The sequence below is a fragment of the Mycobacterium sp. DBP42 genome, from assembly GCF_005924235.1.
GTDB lineage: Bacteria > Actinomycetota > Actinomycetes > Mycobacteriales > Mycobacteriaceae > Mycobacterium > Mycobacterium syngnathidarum.
The window spans coordinates 1-17286 of the sequence record NZ_VCMY01000058.1; the positions used below are offsets into that span (position 1 = coordinate 1).

Annotated in this window: 21 protein-coding genes and 1 pseudogene; 13 read left to right on the forward strand and 9 right to left on the reverse strand. The window is 64.7% G+C overall.

The genetic code is table 11. The features are described 5' to 3' along the window. The 9 genes and pseudogenes from E0T84_RS29270 to E0T84_RS29310 form a co-directional block, all read right to left on the reverse strand. Positions 1 to 1493: RNB domain-containing ribonuclease (locus E0T84_RS29270; protein WP_171055219.1), on the reverse strand; the 1493-nt coding region annotated here is incomplete at its 3' end. A gap of 91 nt (positions 1494 to 1584) precedes the next feature. Next, positions 1585 to 1947 (reverse strand): hypothetical protein, encoded by a 363-nt coding sequence (locus E0T84_RS32005; RefSeq protein WP_171055220.1) that lies wholly within the window; start codon positions 1945 to 1947, stop codon positions 1585 to 1587. Positions 1948 to 2133: 186 nt separating this feature from the next. Next, positions 2134 to 2514 (reverse strand): annotated as a pseudogene (locus E0T84_RS32510) (DUF6283 family protein); the annotation flags it as partial. 91 nt (positions 2515 to 2605) lie between these two features. Beyond that, positions 2606 to 2950 (reverse strand): hypothetical protein, encoded by a 345-nt coding sequence (locus E0T84_RS29280; protein ID WP_138746206.1) that lies wholly within the window; start codon positions 2948 to 2950, stop codon positions 2606 to 2608. Between the two features lie 338 nt (positions 2951 to 3288). Then, positions 3289 to 3810 carry a hypothetical protein gene (locus E0T84_RS29290; protein WP_138746207.1) on the reverse strand — a complete coding sequence of 174 codons (522 nt, stop codon included), beginning with the start codon at positions 3808 to 3810 and terminating at the stop codon, positions 3289 to 3291. Between the two features lie 76 nt (positions 3811 to 3886). Then, entirely contained in the window at positions 3887 to 4915 is a 1029-nt protein-coding gene (locus tag E0T84_RS29295; protein WP_138746208.1) for a hypothetical protein, read from the reverse strand. 15 nt (positions 4916 to 4930) lie between these two features. After that, positions 4931 to 5620: an HNH endonuclease family protein gene (locus E0T84_RS29300; protein WP_138746209.1), complete on the reverse strand. Its 690-nt coding sequence runs from the start codon at positions 5618 to 5620 to the stop codon at positions 4931 to 4933. Between the two features lie 256 nt (positions 5621 to 5876). After that, positions 5877 to 6485, reverse strand: a complete 609-nt coding sequence (locus E0T84_RS29305) for an exonuclease domain-containing protein (RefSeq protein ID WP_138746210.1) — start codon at positions 6483 to 6485, stop codon at positions 5877 to 5879. Positions 6486 to 6844: 359 nt separating this feature from the next. After that, positions 6845 to 7294 carry a helix-turn-helix transcriptional regulator gene (locus E0T84_RS29310; RefSeq protein WP_138746211.1) on the reverse strand — a complete coding sequence of 150 codons (450 nt, stop codon included), beginning with the start codon at positions 7292 to 7294 and terminating at the stop codon, positions 6845 to 6847. A gap of 135 nt (positions 7295 to 7429) precedes the next feature. Here E0T84_RS29310 and E0T84_RS29315 point away from each other — a divergent pair, with 135 nt between their 5' ends. From E0T84_RS29315 to E0T84_RS29375, 13 genes are all read left to right on the forward strand, one after another. After that, the gene (locus E0T84_RS29315) at positions 7430 to 8176 is read left to right on the forward strand and encodes a hypothetical protein (RefSeq protein ID WP_171055221.1); all 747 of its coding nucleotides are present in this window, start codon (positions 7430 to 7432) and stop codon (positions 8174 to 8176) included. A 311-nt stretch (positions 8177 to 8487) separates the two neighbouring features. Next, positions 8488 to 8730 carry a hypothetical protein gene (locus E0T84_RS29320; RefSeq protein WP_070947268.1) on the forward strand — a complete coding sequence of 81 codons (243 nt, stop codon included), beginning with the start codon at positions 8488 to 8490 and terminating at the stop codon, positions 8728 to 8730. After that, positions 8727 to 9260: a hypothetical protein gene (locus E0T84_RS29325; RefSeq protein ID WP_138746213.1), complete on the forward strand. Its 534-nt coding sequence runs from the start codon at positions 8727 to 8729 to the stop codon at positions 9258 to 9260. The genes E0T84_RS29320 and E0T84_RS29325 overlap by 4 nt, the downstream gene beginning before the upstream one ends. Before the next feature lie 5 nt (positions 9261 to 9265). Next, entirely contained in the window at positions 9266 to 9559 is a 294-nt protein-coding gene (locus E0T84_RS29330) for a WhiB family transcriptional regulator (protein ID WP_212757739.1), read from the forward strand. Between the two features lie 125 nt (positions 9560 to 9684). Continuing rightward, positions 9685 to 10218: a hypothetical protein gene (locus tag E0T84_RS29335; RefSeq protein WP_249383773.1), complete on the forward strand. Its 534-nt coding sequence runs from the start codon at positions 9685 to 9687 to the stop codon at positions 10216 to 10218. Then, complete coding sequence (locus E0T84_RS29340; protein ID WP_249383774.1) at positions 10215 to 10649, forward strand: WhiB family transcriptional regulator; 435 nt, start codon at positions 10215 to 10217, stop codon at positions 10647 to 10649. Before E0T84_RS29335 ends, E0T84_RS29340 begins: the two co-directional genes overlap by 4 nt. Before the next feature lie 37 nt (positions 10650 to 10686). After that, positions 10687 to 11277, forward strand: a complete 591-nt coding sequence (locus E0T84_RS29345; protein ID WP_138746215.1) for a helix-turn-helix domain-containing protein — start codon at positions 10687 to 10689, stop codon at positions 11275 to 11277. Continuing rightward, positions 11277 to 11657 carry a hypothetical protein gene (locus tag E0T84_RS29350; RefSeq protein WP_138746216.1) on the forward strand — a complete coding sequence of 127 codons (381 nt, stop codon included), beginning with the start codon at positions 11277 to 11279 and terminating at the stop codon, positions 11655 to 11657. The genes E0T84_RS29345 and E0T84_RS29350 overlap by 1 nt, the downstream gene beginning before the upstream one ends. Then, on the forward strand, positions 11641 to 12261 hold the full coding sequence (locus E0T84_RS29355; protein ID WP_138746217.1) for a DUF1643 domain-containing protein: 621 nt from the start codon (positions 11641 to 11643) through the stop codon (positions 12259 to 12261). Before E0T84_RS29350 ends, E0T84_RS29355 begins: the two co-directional genes overlap by 17 nt. Further along, positions 12258 to 12926: a hypothetical protein gene (locus E0T84_RS29360; protein WP_138746218.1), complete on the forward strand. Its 669-nt coding sequence runs from the start codon at positions 12258 to 12260 to the stop codon at positions 12924 to 12926. Before E0T84_RS29355 ends, E0T84_RS29360 begins: the two co-directional genes overlap by 4 nt. A gap of 376 nt (positions 12927 to 13302) precedes the next feature. Further along, positions 13303 to 13824: a transcription elongation factor NusA gene (locus tag E0T84_RS29365; RefSeq protein ID WP_138746219.1), complete on the forward strand. Its 522-nt coding sequence runs from the start codon at positions 13303 to 13305 to the stop codon at positions 13822 to 13824. Next, positions 13821 to 14660 carry a hypothetical protein gene (locus E0T84_RS29370; RefSeq protein WP_138746220.1) on the forward strand — a complete coding sequence of 280 codons (840 nt, stop codon included), beginning with the start codon at positions 13821 to 13823 and terminating at the stop codon, positions 14658 to 14660. Before E0T84_RS29365 ends, E0T84_RS29370 begins: the two co-directional genes overlap by 4 nt. A gap of 282 nt (positions 14661 to 14942) precedes the next feature. After that, positions 14943 to 17258 carry a DEAD/DEAH box helicase gene (locus E0T84_RS29375; RefSeq protein ID WP_171055222.1) on the forward strand — a complete coding sequence of 772 codons (2316 nt, stop codon included), beginning with the start codon at positions 14943 to 14945 and terminating at the stop codon, positions 17256 to 17258. Positions 17259 to 17286: the final 28 nt, after the last annotated feature.

Consider the following 17286-nt stretch of genomic DNA (forward strand, 5'->3'; position numbering starts at 1 on the left):
GGGGTGGGCCAGGTGGGTTGGTCGGTGGCGGGGCTGGATTCGTGGTGGCCACAGAGGACGTCGAGGAGTTCCCAGGCGGCTTGTGTGTGTGCGGCCTTCTTCGAGCTGGCGATGCACCACTGTCCGATGTGGGGGCCGCTGCGGGCGCGGACTGCGAATTGGGGTTGGTGGCCGGGGCGGTCGGGGTTGGTGGCGACGTCGGTGTCGATGGGTTCGGTGGATAGCAGTTGGGTGTGGCCGGCCAATGCGCTGGGCCCGAATTCTGGGTGGGCGGCGCGGATGGCGGGGAACAGTCGAGTGCGGATAGCCGCCCAGGCGGGGCCGGCGATGGCCAGGCGGGTGAGGTCGTTGGCGACGAGTATGTCGCTGGTGAGGCGGCGGTGCAGTTCGGCGCCGATTCCGGGGGCCGGTGCAGTCTGGGTCATCAGGTCAAAGGTCTTGCGCCACTGTTTGGTGTTGAGTGATTCGTAGTTGCGGTCGAGGATGTTGCGGGCGGTGGCTTTGCGGTCTTGCTGCTTGAAGTGCTGTTCGGTGGCGAGTTTTCGGGCTTGGAGTCGGGTGTTGATGTCGGTGGCGATCGCGTCGAGTGCGGCAGGGGTGTAGGGCGCGGGCAGGCCGGTGATGTGTGCGTGCAGGATCCGTTGATTGATCAGGTCGGGGTATCGGCGCAGTGGTGAGGTGATGTGGGTGTAGGCCTCTAGGCGCAGTGCGTGGTGTCCACGCGGAATGGTGGCGTAGGTGGCTTTGCCGAGGGTGCGGATGGTGCGGCGCTGTAGTTGGGTGAACAGTTCGTGGTCGTGGAGGCTGGCGGCGAGGTCGGCGGCGAGGTCGGCGCCGGTGCTGGAGGTGAGGCTGGTTTGGTGGTTGCGGTAGAGGATCGGTAGGTCGTGGTCGATGGCCCAGGTGGCTGTTGCTGAGCTGGCAGCGATCATGAGTTCGGCGACGATGATGTAGCCGACAGTGCGTTGGCTGGTGGGGATTTCGGTGAGGGCACCGTCTTCGGTGACGGTGTAGCCGTGGATGAGGTCATAGATCGCAAGGGCGCCGGCCGCGGTGCGGCGGGTCAGCAGTGTTTGGGCCAGCTGGTTGGCCGTGGCCACGGGAATGTGTAGGGGGTTGGTGGGGTCGGCAAGGACGTGGGGGATGTGGCTATAGGGCAGTCGGGTGCAGCTGCCGGCGGGCAGTTCGTTGATGGCCAGGGTGGTGGCAATGGCCTCGCCGGTTGGTGTGAAGTCGGTGATGACTGAAAGCGCATGCCGGGCTTCGGTTTCAGACAGTGTTGCCTGACGTTCGATGGTTCCGAGCATCGGCACCGTGGTCGTGGGGCGGTATTTGGTCATGATGTGGGCCCGGGCGCGGCGGTCGGCTGGGCTGTTGGGGTGGATGACCCGGGCGGGCAAGGCCAGGTGGATGGTGGCTGTCCAGCCTCCTGACGGGTGGGCGGTGACGATGAAGGCGTCGTCGAGGTCACGACTAGACGCGTCGTCGATCATTATCGCGCAGTGTGATGTCGTCATCGGGTGAGGCGCTTTCTGGGCTGGATCAGGGAGCTTGTTTGATGTGCGGGCCTTGCGGGGACGCTGCCTAAGCGTTCGGCGGGGTCGTCGGCACCTGGCAGGCCGTGCAGATGCCGGTTTCGTCGTCGTAGGTGATCCGCCAGGCGCAGAGACCGGTCATCGTGTCGCAGGCCGCGGAATCTGTGCACCCGCAGACTCGGCACCGGCGGCCGGCGGGGCCTGCGGCAGATTCGGAAAGCTCTGCGGCTGATAGCAGTGCCGCTGCCCACCTGCGCGCGCCTTGTGGGCCGGCGAAGTCGATATCGCCGGCGAGGATCTCGCCGTCTTCGTAGACGACCACGCCTTCGAGGTCGCCGCCGAGTCGCCATTGTCCGGCGTAGCCCATTTCGATGTAGTCCGCCGAGATTGTGTCCGATGGTGGCAAGATCACCGTCACTTGCGTGCCGGCGTAGGGTCTCGGCAGGCTGTCGTTGGCCTCGCTTATTCGCGCGGACTCACGTGCTCGCGCTATGTCTGCGTCGACGGCTGTGGTTGTGGCCGTCAGGTCATGTGCGTCATTCACCTTGGGCTCCCAATTCGTTGTGCGGTCACGGGATTCCGTCTGGCTGTCTGTGTTGGGCGACCCGTTTCGTTCCGCCATTTCGTCGTATGAGCTGAACAGGTCTGGCCAGTCCGGGCCGGGTCGCAGCGCGGTGGCCGGGAGGCGGCCGCGGGTGAGAGCAAGCCGGATACCGAGGTGATCGCTGCCGGCGACTGCAAGCCAACCCGCGCACGCGCGATCGCGTCCCGGTTCGGATTTGTGGCATGCAAAGATCGGCGCGTCGAATCCTGCTTCATGGCCGGGGGATCCGGCCGTTGTTCTCAGTGCCGTGTACCGCTGCGCCGGGAATTCTCCTGCTGGGGAGTCTCTACGCCAGGGGCAGTTTGCGCACGGTCGGACGCAGTGCGGCAGCTCTTCCATGGGGACCGGTCTCTGATACTCAGTTACTGCGGGCATTGCGAGCGAGTGGGACGCCGGTGGGGTCGTCGCCGTTTTTGTGGACGGAGGTCTGCGCGGTAGGTCATCATCGGTGGCTCATACCGTGTGGTCATCTCTCAACTCCTAGTCGGGGTAGCCCCACAAACTCGACCGCGTAGCCCTCGTTGGCGAGCGTGTCGAGCACGCAAGGGATCACTGTGCTGGCATCGCCACCGAGGCTGAGTTCCTCGGTGACCGATTCGGTAAGTGCGGATTTCAGCTCTGCCGGGATGGTCATTTTCGCTCGCAACCGTTCTCCAGCGAGTTCCGGTTGATGAACTGCGCCAGCGACCGTCATCATGTGCCGCTGTGGGCTTTTGGCGTCCAACTGGCGCTGTAGCGAGCCGATCTGGTCGAGCAGTTGCTCCTCCCGCATGACCCATCGGGTGACGTTGTCAGTGGGCTGGTTGTCCATGAATCCTCCTGTGATTGTCGGCCGATAAAAGTCACTGTGGCCTTGTGCCGGAAGGCAATTCCTTCCGTCGCCCTATCCGTCGGATCGCCAGGGTGAGTCTTCGCGGACGCCGACGACACGCCACGGCGGATCGTCACGGTCCTCGACCCGTGCCGCACCATCCAACCCGGCTGGCATCGGCTCATGGACCATGAGCGGTTCGCCGATCCTTCCCTTCCGACAGACACCCATGATGTTGTTGCGATCAGTCGGCACCCAGGCCCCCGATGGCCCTTGTCCGATCTCGACACTGCAGTGACGACACCTGGCGACGATCCGTGTTGACATATCCGTACTCCCTATGTCATGCAGGCGGGATGATCCGGCGGTAGCTGGGACGCCACGAGCAGCAGATAGCAGTCGGTGTCATCCCAGTCGTCATCGACCTGGTATTCGCCACGCGGCAGATCCTCGGAGCCATCGGGCAGTTCGTAGTCGCCCCAGGCGACGATGCAGCCGGTGTACGGGACCGTCCAGCCGTGCCCGTAGCGCCAGGTGTGCTCGACACCGTGGAAGTCGAATTCCTCGCGGTCATACCAGGGTGCGTAGTCGGCCTCGGTCTCTCCCAAGCAGGACGGACCGTCTTCGCCGCCACAGTCGCAGTCGTAGGGCCCGCAGTCAGCTTTCTTGCCATCAACCTCGTGCGACTCACGGCACTCGATCCAGCCGCCGCATCCGTTGGTCGCCATGCATTTGGTGCCGTAACTGCGACTGTCGACGTGCTCGGGGAACACGTACTCGCCCGCGTCAAGCTTGGCCTGTTCGATGTGGTCGAGGGTGATGACCAACATGTGCCTGCACACGATCTGGTCGTTGCTCATGCTCATTTCCTTTCGCCGATAAGTGGTCATTCTGTTTCGAAAAACCGGTGATTGGATCGGCGGGTTTCGGGCGGTATCAGCTCTGGGTGGAGCTGCCGGCGGGGAGTGCGGCTCGGTGGGTGGTTTCGATGCTGCGTGTGGCGTTGTCGATGAGGCGTTTGGGGATGTGTAGGCCGACGTCGTCGAGTAGTTCGAGGGCTTTGGCGTGGACGTTGTGCGCGAATTCTGGGGTGGCTGAGGCGTCGGCGGCTTGGGCCATGAATTTGCGTGCTTGTTCGACCTTGCGGCGTTGGGTGTGGTTGAGTCGCTGGTTGCTGTGGATGATGCCTCGGCTGGCCTTGTTGCGTGCGTTTTCGTCGGCGCGGGTGAATGCGGTGTGGGCTTTGGTGGCGGTGTCGACGAAGGTGGTGATGGTCCCGTCGTCGATGGGTATGTCGTCGGTTTTGAGGTTCACTGCGGCCGCGTAGGCCTCGTAGAATTCGGCGCTGGCTGGTTCGGTGAGGACGCCCAGCAGTGGGCGGTTGAAGTACACCTCGGCTTTGTCGAATTCGAATTCGGCCAGAGCGTCGGATGTGGCGTTGAGTATGGTCACGCCGCGGTTCCAACGATCGATTTGGGTTTGGCGGCGGGCGTTGCGTTCGCGGATGTGTGCTCGGCGTCGGGAAAGTGCCCACCAGATCGCTGCAATGACGGTGGCTGTTGCGGCCATCAGCAGTAGGGCCACTGCGAGGTATGCCGCCCAGGTCCAGTCGATGGGTTCGGTTGGCGCCTGGTCTGGTTGCGTGGTTGGCGACGGTGAGGGCGAGGGGCTGGCAGTGGTAGTCGGGGAGGTGGTTGGGGCGTTGAGGATCTCGTCGATCAATCCTTGCCCGGTGGGGGATCCGGCGAGGCCGGAACCCATTGTGACGAAAGTAGGGAATAGGCCCACCATGACGGCCATTACCCCGCCGACTAGCAATGCTTTGAGAGCTCCTGCCGCGCCCTTGCCGACCAGGAAGGAAAACGTTGCGATCACGGCAGTGGTGCCGAGGATGAGCCACTCGGCCGTGGTGGCGACCTGTGTCAACGTGTCTTGGGCTTCAGCTGCAAGGGCGGTGATGGTCATCTGTCTCTGAGTTCCTCAGCTTGGGGCGCAGGTGGCCGCGGCGATGGCTTGTTCTTTTCTGGTGATCGGCAGCTGGTATTTGGCGGTAACGGTGAGGTATCTGACCACATAGGCGCACGGCTGGAAGTTCGGCAGCCAGTCGAGGCCGGAGTCGGACTTGGAGAGGTTCGCCTTTTCTGAGACGGGGGCCAATTCGATGAGATCGTTGGCGAACACTCGTCGCTGCAGGAGATCCCACTTCCAGGCTCCGGCGTCATATGCGCGCCGCAAGGGCACGATGTGGTCCAGGTTAATGTCGGCGAGATCTACGACTTGGCCGGTGTAGGGGTCGGGGTCCAGGACACCAGCGATTACTTTGCAATTACGTGTTCCCGCTTTATATTTCACGTCTTTCAGCACTGCTGAAAGGGCGCGATTTCTGGCATCGCACCCGCTGCGATCGTTGGGGTCATTCCACGCAGGACCAAAAACGCATGCCTGCCGCTCTTTGGTTTTCTTGTCGATTCCGCAGCCGCGTTGGTAGCCGGGGACATGGTCGATGCGATCGACGACGGGGACTTGGGCCAGGAGCTCGTCGATGTTGGCGGCCAGTGGTTGCGGTGGCTGTGCGGACACGGATTCGTCGGTGCCGGTGTATAGCGCTGTGGCGGTCGCGATCACCATGGTGAGCAGTGCCCAGTATCGGGGGCGGCCGAAGATCTTCATGGCCGAGTTCCTGCGCGGTCAGACCTGGTTCGGTTGTCGCTGTCTGGCATGTCGGCAGGGTACTGCCGTGATCGGACACCGAGTGTGCACTCGGATTTTGATGCGGGAAGGCCCTCGCCGGCGGAGTTAGCGTTGAGCTGTTGGCGTAGTGGTGTTTTCACTGCGTTGTACGCCGTTGGGGGGTCACGGTGTGGATGGTTTGGCAGCTGTAGGTCACGTCATGGTGGCTGGTGCGGGATCGGCTGGCTGCGCTGGGTCAGGCCGCGGCGGTGCGTGGTGTGAATGTCGGCGCCGGCAGTGTCGAGGGTGGGCGGATCGGTACCACGGTGTGTTGGTCTGCGGCTACAGCCAGGGCGTGGGTCAGGACGCGGGCAAGTACGGCGGCGTCATCGAGGGCGTCATGCGGGCGCGATTGTGGGATGTCCCAGTGCTGCGCGAGGGTGGCGAGCTTGAGGTTGTCGGTGTCGAGGTTGAGGCGTGTGGCCAGTTCCACGGTGCAGAGCACCTGGGAGGTGGGCAGGGTCAGGTTGGCGCGGTGTGCCTCGGCTGCGAGGAACGCGTAATCGAATGCGGCGTTGTGTGCGACCAGGATTCGGTCGGCCAGCAGTGTCATCAGGGCCGGGGCTATGTCGCTGAATTGTGGTTGTCCTGCGAGCGTGTGGCGGGTCAGTCCGTGGATGTGGGTTGGTCCGGGGTCGACGTCGGGGTTGAGCAGGCTGACGAGGCTGTCGCCGATGGTGCCGTCGGGGTTGAGGGCGAGGGCGGCGATGCTCAGCACGCGGCAGGTCTGGGGGTCGGTGCCGGAGGTTTCCACGTCGACGACGACCCAGTTGGTTGGGGTGGGCGTGGTGTTTGTGGTGGCCATGGGTGTGAGCGTGCCAGCTGGCACCGACAGTTTCGGTCACCCCACACCTCGAATCGTTACCGAATTGTGATCGTTTGCTTGTCGGAACGAAGTTTGCCGTAGGTCGTGACTTTCCTGGTGCCGCAGTGTTGGAATTTTTGGTGTCAGTACTGGTTTTCACGGCATCAATGCGGGGTTCCTCAGGAATGCGACAGGGAGTATCGAGAGTGTTCAGCGGCATTATTCGCAGGGCTTCGGCGCCTGCAGGCGCCCTGCGTCGGCATCTTCTCCCTGCGCGGCCGCTGATGCCGATGGGACTGGTCGCATCGGGTTTCGGCGGCGCGGCTCGTTCGCTGGATGCCGGCGGTGTTGGTCTGGGTTTAGGTGGCCGGCGTTCCTGGCGGTCGGAGTCGGGCGCGCTCGTAGGCCGCGCGGTACTCGGCTGCGGTGATGCCCAGCAGGTTGGACAGGATTTCGGCGTTGGCGTCGGTCAGGGCCAGGCTGGCTCGCTCGATGCCGCTGAGTGTGGTGGTGGCGATCTTGGCGGCGGCGGCCAGCTCGGGTTGTTCGAGGCCTTTGGCGACGCGCCAGTCCGAGGGGAAGCGTTCGCTGGGGTTGATGCGCACGACCTGGTCGATCGGGGCGTTGAGGGTCTTCATTACTCGTGCCAGCAGGTTGACGGTGGGGGTGCCGCGGCCGGCCTCCCATGCGTGCACGGTGGATTGTCCGATGCCGGCCATGCGGGAGAGGTCGGCGACGGCGAGGTTGCGTTCGCGGCGGATTCTGGCGAACTCCTGGGGTTGGAAACCTCGCAGGCTGCGTCTGCTCATGCGGTGCCCGGGGCGAGGTTCATAGGGGGAAAGAGTCACCGAGACCTCCGCGTTGTTGCAAATACTGCTGCAATAGACTGCTGCATTAATCTAGAGTATGGTTCGGGCAGGGACAACGGAAACGGAGGGGCACCGATGACACGCAATCACGCCGCTACCCACCGACCGGTGCCTGAACTTCCGGGCGAAGGACCCCTGTCGCCCAACTTCGCGCCGATCCCCCTGCCAACGCACTGCGGCTCTCAACTCGCGACTCCGGTGCGCCCGCTGTACTGGTGGATCCAAGCCGCTGCCGCCGAAGACTTGGTTCTGCACGGCCTGTTCTTCAACAATCTGACCTCCAGCGCGGTGGTGCGGATGCGCCTGGCTTCTTACCGCGTGGTTGAGGTGATCCGCGACGCCCGTGGTCTGACCGGAGGCGCGCCGAACCCGCTGTCCGCTGTGCTGGCCGAAGCGGTATGGCGCTTGGGTTCGGCGGGGTGGGCCGATGACATCGCCCGTCTGTCTACTGCGTTGCGCCGCAACGGCATTCTCGGTGGCACCGCGATGGTTCCGCCGCGAATCGATCTGATTCCTCAGCTCACAGTGCAGCCCGATTCGGCTGTGCGGGTGGCCTACTGGTGGGCCCGTGAACTTCTCATCCGTGGGTGGTTGGTACATGCATGCGGCCAAGACGTCGCCGATGGCGGTTTCATCGCCACCGTGCCCACCGCCGGCGGTGAACCGGTCCTGGCGCTCTACCCCAGTCGTATGCGTCCGGATGGGACTGAGGCGGCGCTGCTGGCCAAGTTCATTCCGCGGCTGAATCCGGTACAGCGGCGAGTATTGCAGCGGCTCGTCGACCAGGCGGCTGCTGCCGTGCTTCACGGGCAGGCGATCTGACATGACGCACCCACGCATCGAGTCGAAGGTGGTGATGCTTCTGCGGTGCTGACCGCGGCCCGAGGGGCGCGGTGAACATATCCATAGAGAGATCTCCCAAGAGACACGGAATCCCCCCGAAGGGGGTCCGTACAAGGGATCTGAACGTCGGAGCTGACAGGCCCACGTGCGTTCGGGTGGAGGAGAAGTTGAGCGCTTCGCTTCCGGGTCTCTCCCGTTAGAGGAGAACGACTTTGCCGAGTCGATCTAAGGGTAGAGCTTGCGCTCTGGCCGAATCAAGCAAATCCATCAATGAACTTCTCACACCCAGTGTGACCAGCGGCGATGAGGGCGTGGCGCTGAGTGCCACCCTTGCCGGCGACCTCTCGGGTGACATTAGCTGGCCGGACGAGGACCGCTGCTTGGTTTGCGGTCAGCAACCGGTCGAGCCGGTGCGTTACGCCGATCTGCTGATGTGTCTGCACTGCGCCTGGTCCTGCGAGGTCTGCTCGGCGCTGTCGCTGCCGGGGGAGGCCTTGTGCCCTACGTGCGCGCTTGCGGTGGTGCTGTCATGAGGACCGCGGCGGCGTGCGTCATCGTCGACTCTGAAGCGCCGATTCGATACGCGGAGTTGGATATTCGCAGTGAACTGGCTCGTAGCTTCACCGAGTATCCCCAGGCGTGGCGGTCACCCGAAGAGGGCGCCATGGTGTTGCGCGAGGAGATCGACGAGTTATGGGACGAGGTTCGCGGTAATCGCGTCGGCCTGGCCCGGCTGGAGGCTGTTCAGGTCGCCGCCATGGCGACACGGTTTGTGGCTGACCTGTGTGAACGGTCCGGGTCAGCCAAGTTGCGTTGCCAAGCCGCGATGTCTGAGGTGCGCGCGGCGCGACCGTTTGTGGGACCACGCGGGCGGGCCTTGTCGTCCAGTCACGAGGGGTTTGGCTTCCTGGAGCGCGAATTCGATGTGCTGTGGGCCGCGGTAACCACTGGCGCGGACGCCCGGGGGGCTGCCAGTCGTGTGGCGGCGGCCGCGGTGCGGTTCATCGCTGAGATCACCCCTGCTGCACGGCCTGCGGCTCGAGCGGCGGTGGTTCGGCGATGACGAACATGACGTCGTCTGCATCCCTGCGTGGGGTGTGTGTGTTGGCGCCGCAGTTGTGGACTCCGATCCGCAAGCCTCGGGTGGGTCAGCTTGGTGAGCTGTCGCGGCTGTGCCGGCACTGCCCGCTACGCCAGGCATGTGCTGGCGATGCTGTCCGTGACGAGGTCGGCCATGGTGTCTACGCCGGAGTGTGGGTTCCCGAGCGGCGGATGGACGAGGCGGGCTGGCAGCAGGCGATGGCGCAGCTGCGGGCCGTTGCTGCCCTGCTGGCCGCGGAGCGCGAGGCGGTGCCGGCATGAACGCGGCGCACAGTGTCCGTGGTCACGATGTGATGCGGCATCAGAGGCGGGTAGCCAGCAGCCACTACGCGCCGGTGGTTGCGCGGGCACGGCTGGAGCTGTGCTCTGTCGCTGAAAACAGTTGTGTGCGTGGCAGTCATCTGGCCGCACTGCTGGCCTGGACCGACACCGCGCGGCGCGTCGATGCCGGGCTGGAGATCGAGTTCGCGCACAGACCTACAGCGCTGTGGGTTTCAGAAGTTCTCGGTGTCGGTGGCGATGTGATCGTTCGCTGGGACGCGGGGGCCGACGTGGTTCAGATCCGCAATCCGCAGACGGTCCTGGGGCGCTACGGGTATCGCGACGGACGGTGGCTGTTCGGGTCGGGCCTGGAATCGTGGTTGGGGATCGCGCGGGGTGCTGTGCACGCCTCGGGGGTGTTCGACCGCTACGGGTTGCGGGTGGATTGCCCAACCGAGGGGATGAAGCTCACTGTGACCGGGCTGTTCGGCCGGCTGGGCATTGCTGCCGAGCCTGCCAGCGGTCAGCCGTGCGCGTTGATTCGGCACAACGATGTCCGTGACGCTCTCGCCCGATTGGGAATTGCTGGCGCGGCGTCGATGTATCGGTCGGCGCGTGCGACGCACACCACCGTCAATGGGAAGGCGTCGCGGTCATGAACGCGACGACGATCGAGGGGACATCGATCACGGTTGCTGGGCAGCAGCAACGAGCCGCCCAGATGAACCGCTATGTCGCGCACGAGATGAACGATCGGGGTACACCGCCTCCGCTGATCGCTGCGCATCTCAAGGTCGACGTGCGCAGTGTCACTCGTTACCTGCAGTCGCCGCGGCCCGCCAAGCCTGAGGAGCTCGTGACTCTGGACAGCTTCTTCCTACGGGGGGCGTGCAAGGGTAGGGCGGCGCTGATGTTCAGTGATGAGCCTGAGGACCAGGAGCAGGCCAAGCAGATCTGCGCCGATTGCCCGGTTCTGATGCAGTGCCGCAGTTACGGATTGACCACCGGCCGCCAGGAGGGCGGCATCTGGGGCGGGTTGACCGAGAAGGAACGGCGGCCGCGGCGGCGGCGTAAGCGGGCCTCGGCATGATCTTGCAGCGAGGGCGGTCACAGTTCGGGGCTCTGCGATGAGCGGGTCAGCCCGGCGGGCTCGCGGCTACGCCAACAACCGGGATCTCGGCAGCGCCGGGGCCACGGCCAACGCGCGGCGCGCCGCGGCGGCGGGGTCGCGGCAGGCATCTCGCGCCGAGGTAGCTCTGGCGGTGTTGGGTGCGGCCGGTATCCCCGCTGACGATGTTCGGATCGCCGCCCTGCAACTGAGGGTGGCCCAGCCGTTGGCGACGCTGGCGGAGTTGGGCGCGGCCATGCCGCAGCCGGTCGGCAAGAACGAGTATGCGGGTCTGCTTCGGCGGGCCCTGGACAGTGCCGAGCGGATTGCCGCCGGGCAGGTGCGGCCGGTCGGGGGGTCGCGTCTGGATTCTGAGAAGTTGCGTGCCGCGTTGCTGGAGCAGCTGGCGCCTGGTCGGGCCATCACCACTTCGGAGCTGCTAATTCGTGTGCGTGACAGTGGGTTTGGTGAGGTCACAAATGAGGCGGTTTACCGCCAGCTTGTCCTGTTAGCCGGCCGCGGGTTGGTACGCCGGATTCGGCCCCGCGGCGGCGGCCGGCACGTTTTTTGGGCGCTGTGCGGGTCCCGTGCCGCAAAGGGGGAGCTCTGATGATTCAGATCCGCGCTGCCCGTGATCTTCGTCCTGGCCATGTGATCTGGGTCGACGGGCAGCGCCGGGTGCCTGTGGTCGCGGCGCTGCCGACTACTGGGGGGCTGGTGACGATCCTGACCGGGCCGTCGGGCGAACTGGGGCGAATCACCGCGGCCCCCGAGGACGGCTACCGGGTGGTCGCTGCGGGCCCGGCCTCGGGCATGACCCGGGCGGTCACCGACTGCATCCTTGGGTGGCATGTCGCCCGTGAGGTGCGCTGCTGCGCGGTGACCGGCCCGTTCTGTATGGCCTCGATCGTTTTCGCTTTTCAGCAGTTGCGCCGTGTTGACGTACTGCGCAGTCGAATTCCCGGGAGCAGTCATGACTCTTGCGCTTGATCTTCATTTTCCCAACAGCGGTAACACGGCGGAGTTCTCGGAGGATGGCCGGTACCGGTATCGGCTCACCCGGTGTTTGGATCGGCGGCTACCCGAGGTGGCGGTGGTGTGTCTGAATCCTTCGAAAGCCGGTGCGTTCCATACCGATCCGACCGTGTTTTCCATTTCTCGGCTGGTGCGGTTCGGTGGCCATGGCCGGTTCACTCTGGTCAATTTGAACGCGGCCGTCGAAACCGATCCCGATGATCTTGCACATTGGGATGATCCGGTCGGCCCGAACAATGACCTCTACTTACGTGAGGTGGCTGAGCGCTTCGACTTGATCGTGCTGGCGTGGGGAGCCAATGCCGACCCTGGCCGTGCCAGGCAGGTGGCGGCGATGATGTGGCGCGGTGTGTGCTCTCGCGGTGGGCAGCTGGGGGTGTGGGGCTGGACGGCGGCAGGTCAGCCGCATCATCCGCTGTATCTGGCATCGGATACCCCGTTGTTGTGTCTGAGCGGTGCCGCTCATCCGAGGTATGACGGCGTGGATCAGCGGTGGTGTTCTCTGATCGCCGACACCTCCGATATCCCGGTAGGCACTGGCATCAGGCGGTCGGCATGACTAGTCCGTTTGTCCTGCAGGCAGTGCTGATTCCCGGTGGGGGGTGGATGACGGTGACCGCTCAGCGCACCGATTGCCCCTCTGTGGTGATCGCCCCGAACGTGGAGGTCGACCACAACGGAGCGGCAGTGCTGACGGGTTCCCTTGCGCTTGTGCACACCGAGACGGGACAGCGCATTGTTGAAAGTTCGTGGCCAGATCCATTGCACGACTTGGCGTCCCGGTTGTCGTCGCTGGACTGGTCGGTGATACCGCCGGTACAGGCCGCCGAGGTCGTGCGTCAGTGGCGCCTGGATACCCACGCTGGAGTAGCGGCGCATCTGCGGACGTACTCCGGGATGAGCGACACGGCGCGCTCGGTGGTAGCCCAGCACCTGGACCAGTGGATCACGGGGTCCGTCAGCGACGGGCAGCCGGCGGGCGATGATCTGCGGTTCGGCGTGATCTATCTGCTGTGTGCGCTGGTGACGGCCGATCCCGACGGCGCCGATCGGGTAGCCCGTGACCTCAGCGCGCTGTGGCGTGCGCGGGATTGCGCTGCCATGCAGGTGGCGGTGCGGCAGTTCAGTGCGGATCTGGCCGCCGGCCGGATCCCGGTCGTCGACGGTGTGCCGCGCTGGGAGGACACCGCTTCATTTCCGCAACAGAGAGGACTTCACTCATGAGCACTGAGGCTCCGTCACCGGCGGTCGGTCCCACAGAACCCGTGCGGCCGGAAGTAGCATCCACGCTCCAGCCCTGGCTCATTCATGCGCTGTATGCAGCGGCCATTGTCTTCGCAGCGGCTGTGCTGGCCGTGGGATTGAGTGAGCGAGGCACTCCCGAGGGGACTGTTGTGGTACCGGGTTCGGCAACGGTCCGGATCATCATTGACGGCCCGCCTGACGATCATCCCACGCCGGGAGATCCCCTTTCACCCGGCAGCGATAGCGGTGGCCAGTGGTCAAAGCCGGAGGGCGGTACGCACCACCCCCGTTGGTGCACTGAGGTTTGCCCCGGCGTCGGCGACGGCCAGCCGATCGATAGCTCCAGGGGCATCTCATGACCGCGGTTGCCGAAACGGTGCGTGACGAGGACTTGGTGCGGGCGATGGTCCAACAGATCCCCGAGGTTGCCGATGGGGTGGTGCGCATCGTCAGCATCGCTCGCTGTGGCGAACGCGCCAAGATCGCGGTGCGATCTGCGAAGGCAGGGGTGGATGCGGCCGCCTTGTGCATCGGTGTTGGTGGCGGCCGGATCCATGGTGTGGAAGCGCTGCTGGGTGGTGGGCGGGTCAGCATCGTCGCGTTCGATCAGGATCCGCGCTGCTACATCCGAAACGCTCTCGATGTTGAGGTCGACAGCATTGCGCTGGACCGGGCGGAAGGCGCCGCACGTGTGGTTGTCGATCGCAGGGATTTTCGCACCGCGATTGGTAAGGCTGGCCTCAATGTTCGGTTGGCCGGCTGGCTGACCGGCTGGCATATCCAGCTTTGCACCAGCCAGTGCCGCGGCGCCTGCCATGTGCATCCACGGGTGTTCCCTTCGACCTCGGCTTCTGCATCCGAGGAGTTCGGGTCATGACAGATGCGATCCTGACTGTCGGTGATGTCGATGTGGTCATGACCCATACGTTTCAAACCGTCATTGTTTGTTCTGTACTGGTTGCGGTATTCATTCTGCGGCAACGGATTTGGCGTGCTGCACAAGAGGGACGGTGGTGGCCCGCCGTGGTTGCCGGGTTGGGGTTGTATCTGGCCTCCGACCACGCCTTGGATGGCCTCTACCAGCCCGGCGCCCGATGGTATGACCAGCCGGTGACCAGCGGTTGGCAGGTTGCCGTGCTGGCCCTCAACTACATCGGTGGGGGGCTGGCTGTTGCGGCGTGGGTCACCATCGCGGTGATGGCATGGGTCGCGGTGCGCGGTGTGCGGGTGTGGTTGAACATGCCGCTGGCGGATCCGTGGTCATCGATCACGCATGCTGACCAGCTTCGGCGGGACTGGCGGCTACGGCGGTACGAGGACCAGCTCACCAAGTCCATCGCTACGCACGTCATCGAAGCAACACCAGATCATTGCGCCACCATCACTCGCCAGCGTGTGTGCGACCCCGATCGGATCATCACCTGGTTTATGGTCGGCCCTCCGTACAACGATGTCGAGGGTTTGCGGCGGGTTGTCGTTGATACCCCGATGGTCCATCACGCGGACCCGATCACTGGAAGCGACCACATCACCCGGATCCGGGTGACCTGGGACCGAAAAGAGTTGATCCGACCCAGCTGCGGTCATCGTGTTGTTCCTCGGTTTGGCGTTGCTACCAAAGAGTTTCGTGCTCGCCACCGTTTCGGGCGGATGCGGCCGGTGGTCGTGGCGAACACACCCGTCCTCGGATCCGTCTGCGAGGAAGTCTCATGAGCAGCGCGTACGCCAGCCGTCAGTTGCCGCGTTTCGGTCGCGGCGGGACGGTGGCCTGCACAGAATGCGGCCGACCTGTGACGTGCGGTCAGGGCGCTCGGCACCTGAGTTGTTCACCCACGTGCCCTGCTTGCTTCATGCCCATGCCCTCGCTGGGGCACAAGTGCTCGCGGAAGAAATCGGACTGACGGGGGACAGCACGTGATACTCGATAATGCGCTCGCGATTCCTTCGCCCGAGCCGTGCCATCAGCCCAGCGGGACTACTGATCGTCCCATTTCGGTGGCGCTGCGGCCGCATCAGCAGGCGGCCGTGGACCAGGCCAACTCGCATCTGAGCGAGCACGATCGCGTGACGGTGGTCATGCCGTGCGGAACCGGGAAAACTCTGGTCGGTCAGCGAATTGCGCAGGAGCAGGCTCGCCATGGGCGCTCGGCGATTCTGGTGCTTGTTCCCACTCGCCCGCTACTCAAGCAGACGATGCGAGCGTGGATGCGGCACAGCCCGCGACCGCTGCGGCCGTTCGTGTTCTGCGATGACACCATCGGGCCTGAGGAGAACATCCAGGCCCCGGTGTCCACGAGTGCCCGAGCACTCGCGACCTGGACGCAGCGCGCGCTTGGCGATATCACCGGGCCTGGTGGCCCTCAGATTGTCGTATTCGCCACCTACACGTCGTCGCCGCGAATCGCCCAGGCTCATCAAGAGTTCGGGCTGCCGGCCTTCCATAGCGTCGTTGCTGACGAGGCGCATTGCTGCGCAGGGAAATTCGATGCGGCGTTCGCCACTGTGGTCGATGACAGCAAGATCTGGGCCGCGGTTCGGATCTTTTTGACCGCTACCCCCAGGGTGCGCCGTTCGGCTGACAGTACGGCGTGGTGCATGGACGACCCGCGCGCGTTCGGGCCGATTGTGGCGCCGATGGGTGTCAAGCAGGCCATTGATGCGCGACTGCTCTCGGACTATGTGGTGGCGGTGGTGGCCATCACTGACGCCGATGTGCGTGCGGCCATCACCGATGGGCAGCTGCCTGTGCAGGTCGGGGGCAAGGCACTGCCAGGGGCGCAGGTCGCTACGCAGCTTGCGCTGAGCACGGCGGCAAAGACCTACGGGCTGCGGCGAGTCATGGTGTTTCACAACACCGTAGCGGCCTCCAAGGATTTCACCGCCACACTCAGCGAGGTCATCGGGCAGGACCTGCCCGGGCTGATGTCCATGCATGTCGACGGGTCCACCACGCCCGCACACCGCGCGCAGAGATTGTCCGTCCTCGCTGAACCGGGTCCCGACCGTTGGGCGGTGTTGTCGAATGTTCGCTGCCTGGGGCAGGGCATCGACATTCCCGCGATCGACGCGGTGGCTTTCGCCTCTCCGCGCAGCTCAGCCATCGACATCACCCAGTGCATCGGGCGCGCGTTGCGGTTGGATCCTGGACGGGAGGATCCCGCAGTGATCGTGTTGCCGGTATTCGTCGATTCGGCCGGCGATCTGGTGCAGCAGGTCAAGTCGTCGAAGTTCCGGCACGTCTACCGCGTGCTGCTGGCGTTGGCCGATCACGACACCCAGCTGGCCGCCGAGCTGACCCCGAGAACCGGCGGCCGCGGGAGTCGCCGCGAGGGTCGCGGAGGTGGGCGTGAGCGGTTTGTAGTGCTTGACGCCGCCGGCGCGCCGGCGGCCGGCGAAGTACGCGACGCGCTGGCCATCCGGGCTCTGCGGATGATGACCCCTGGTTGGGATCACGGCTACGAGCAGCTCACCGTCTACGTCGAGGCTCACGGGCACGCTCGGGTTCCGCTCAACTACGTGACCAAAGATGGGTTTCCCCTTGGCCTGTGGGTGCGCGGGAACCGCAATCGTCGCGGCCAGCTCGCGGAGCATCAGGTGGCCAAGCTCACCGAGTTCGCTGGGTGGGCCTGGAATGCACATGAGGCTGCCTGGGCGGATGCGTTCGAGCGATTGCAGGCGTTCTGCGTCGAGCATGGTCACGCCAATGTGCCGGTTGGCTACCAAAGCCCAGACGGGTTCTGCCTGGCTCAGTGGGTAGCAGCTCAGCGCAGCGAGGGCCGCAAAGGCACCCTTTCGGGGGATCGGCGCGCGGCCCTGAATTCGGTGGGGTTCACGTTCGCGCCGATGGATGACCGCCGAGCCGCGCGGCTGTCGGCCGGAGTAGCCGCCTTGGCACGGTTCCGACGCGAGCATGGTCACAGCAGCCCTTCGCAAAATTACGTCGCTGCTGACGGTTTCCCTCTCGGGGTGTTCTGCCACTCGATGCGCCGGCGCTATTTCTCCGGCTCGCTGAGCCCGGAGGAGATCGGTGTTCTCGAGGCTGAACCCGGATGGGCGTGGGATGTGCTTGAAGCTCGATGGCAGGCAGGGCTCGGTGAGCTCAGGGAGTTTCATCAGAGCTTCGGACACGTTCATGTTCCACGCAGCTATGTCAGTCCCTCCGGCGAGCCGTTGGGAAAGTGGCTGCACAACCAGCGCTACCTCGGCCGCACCAAATCCCTAGCAGCCCATCGCCGCAGCGCGTTGGAAGAGCTTGATCCCCAGTGGGACAAACCGCTGCTGCGGCCACGGCTGGCGGGGGCGCCTCGATGACATCACGTGAAGTTTCTACTGGAGGTTT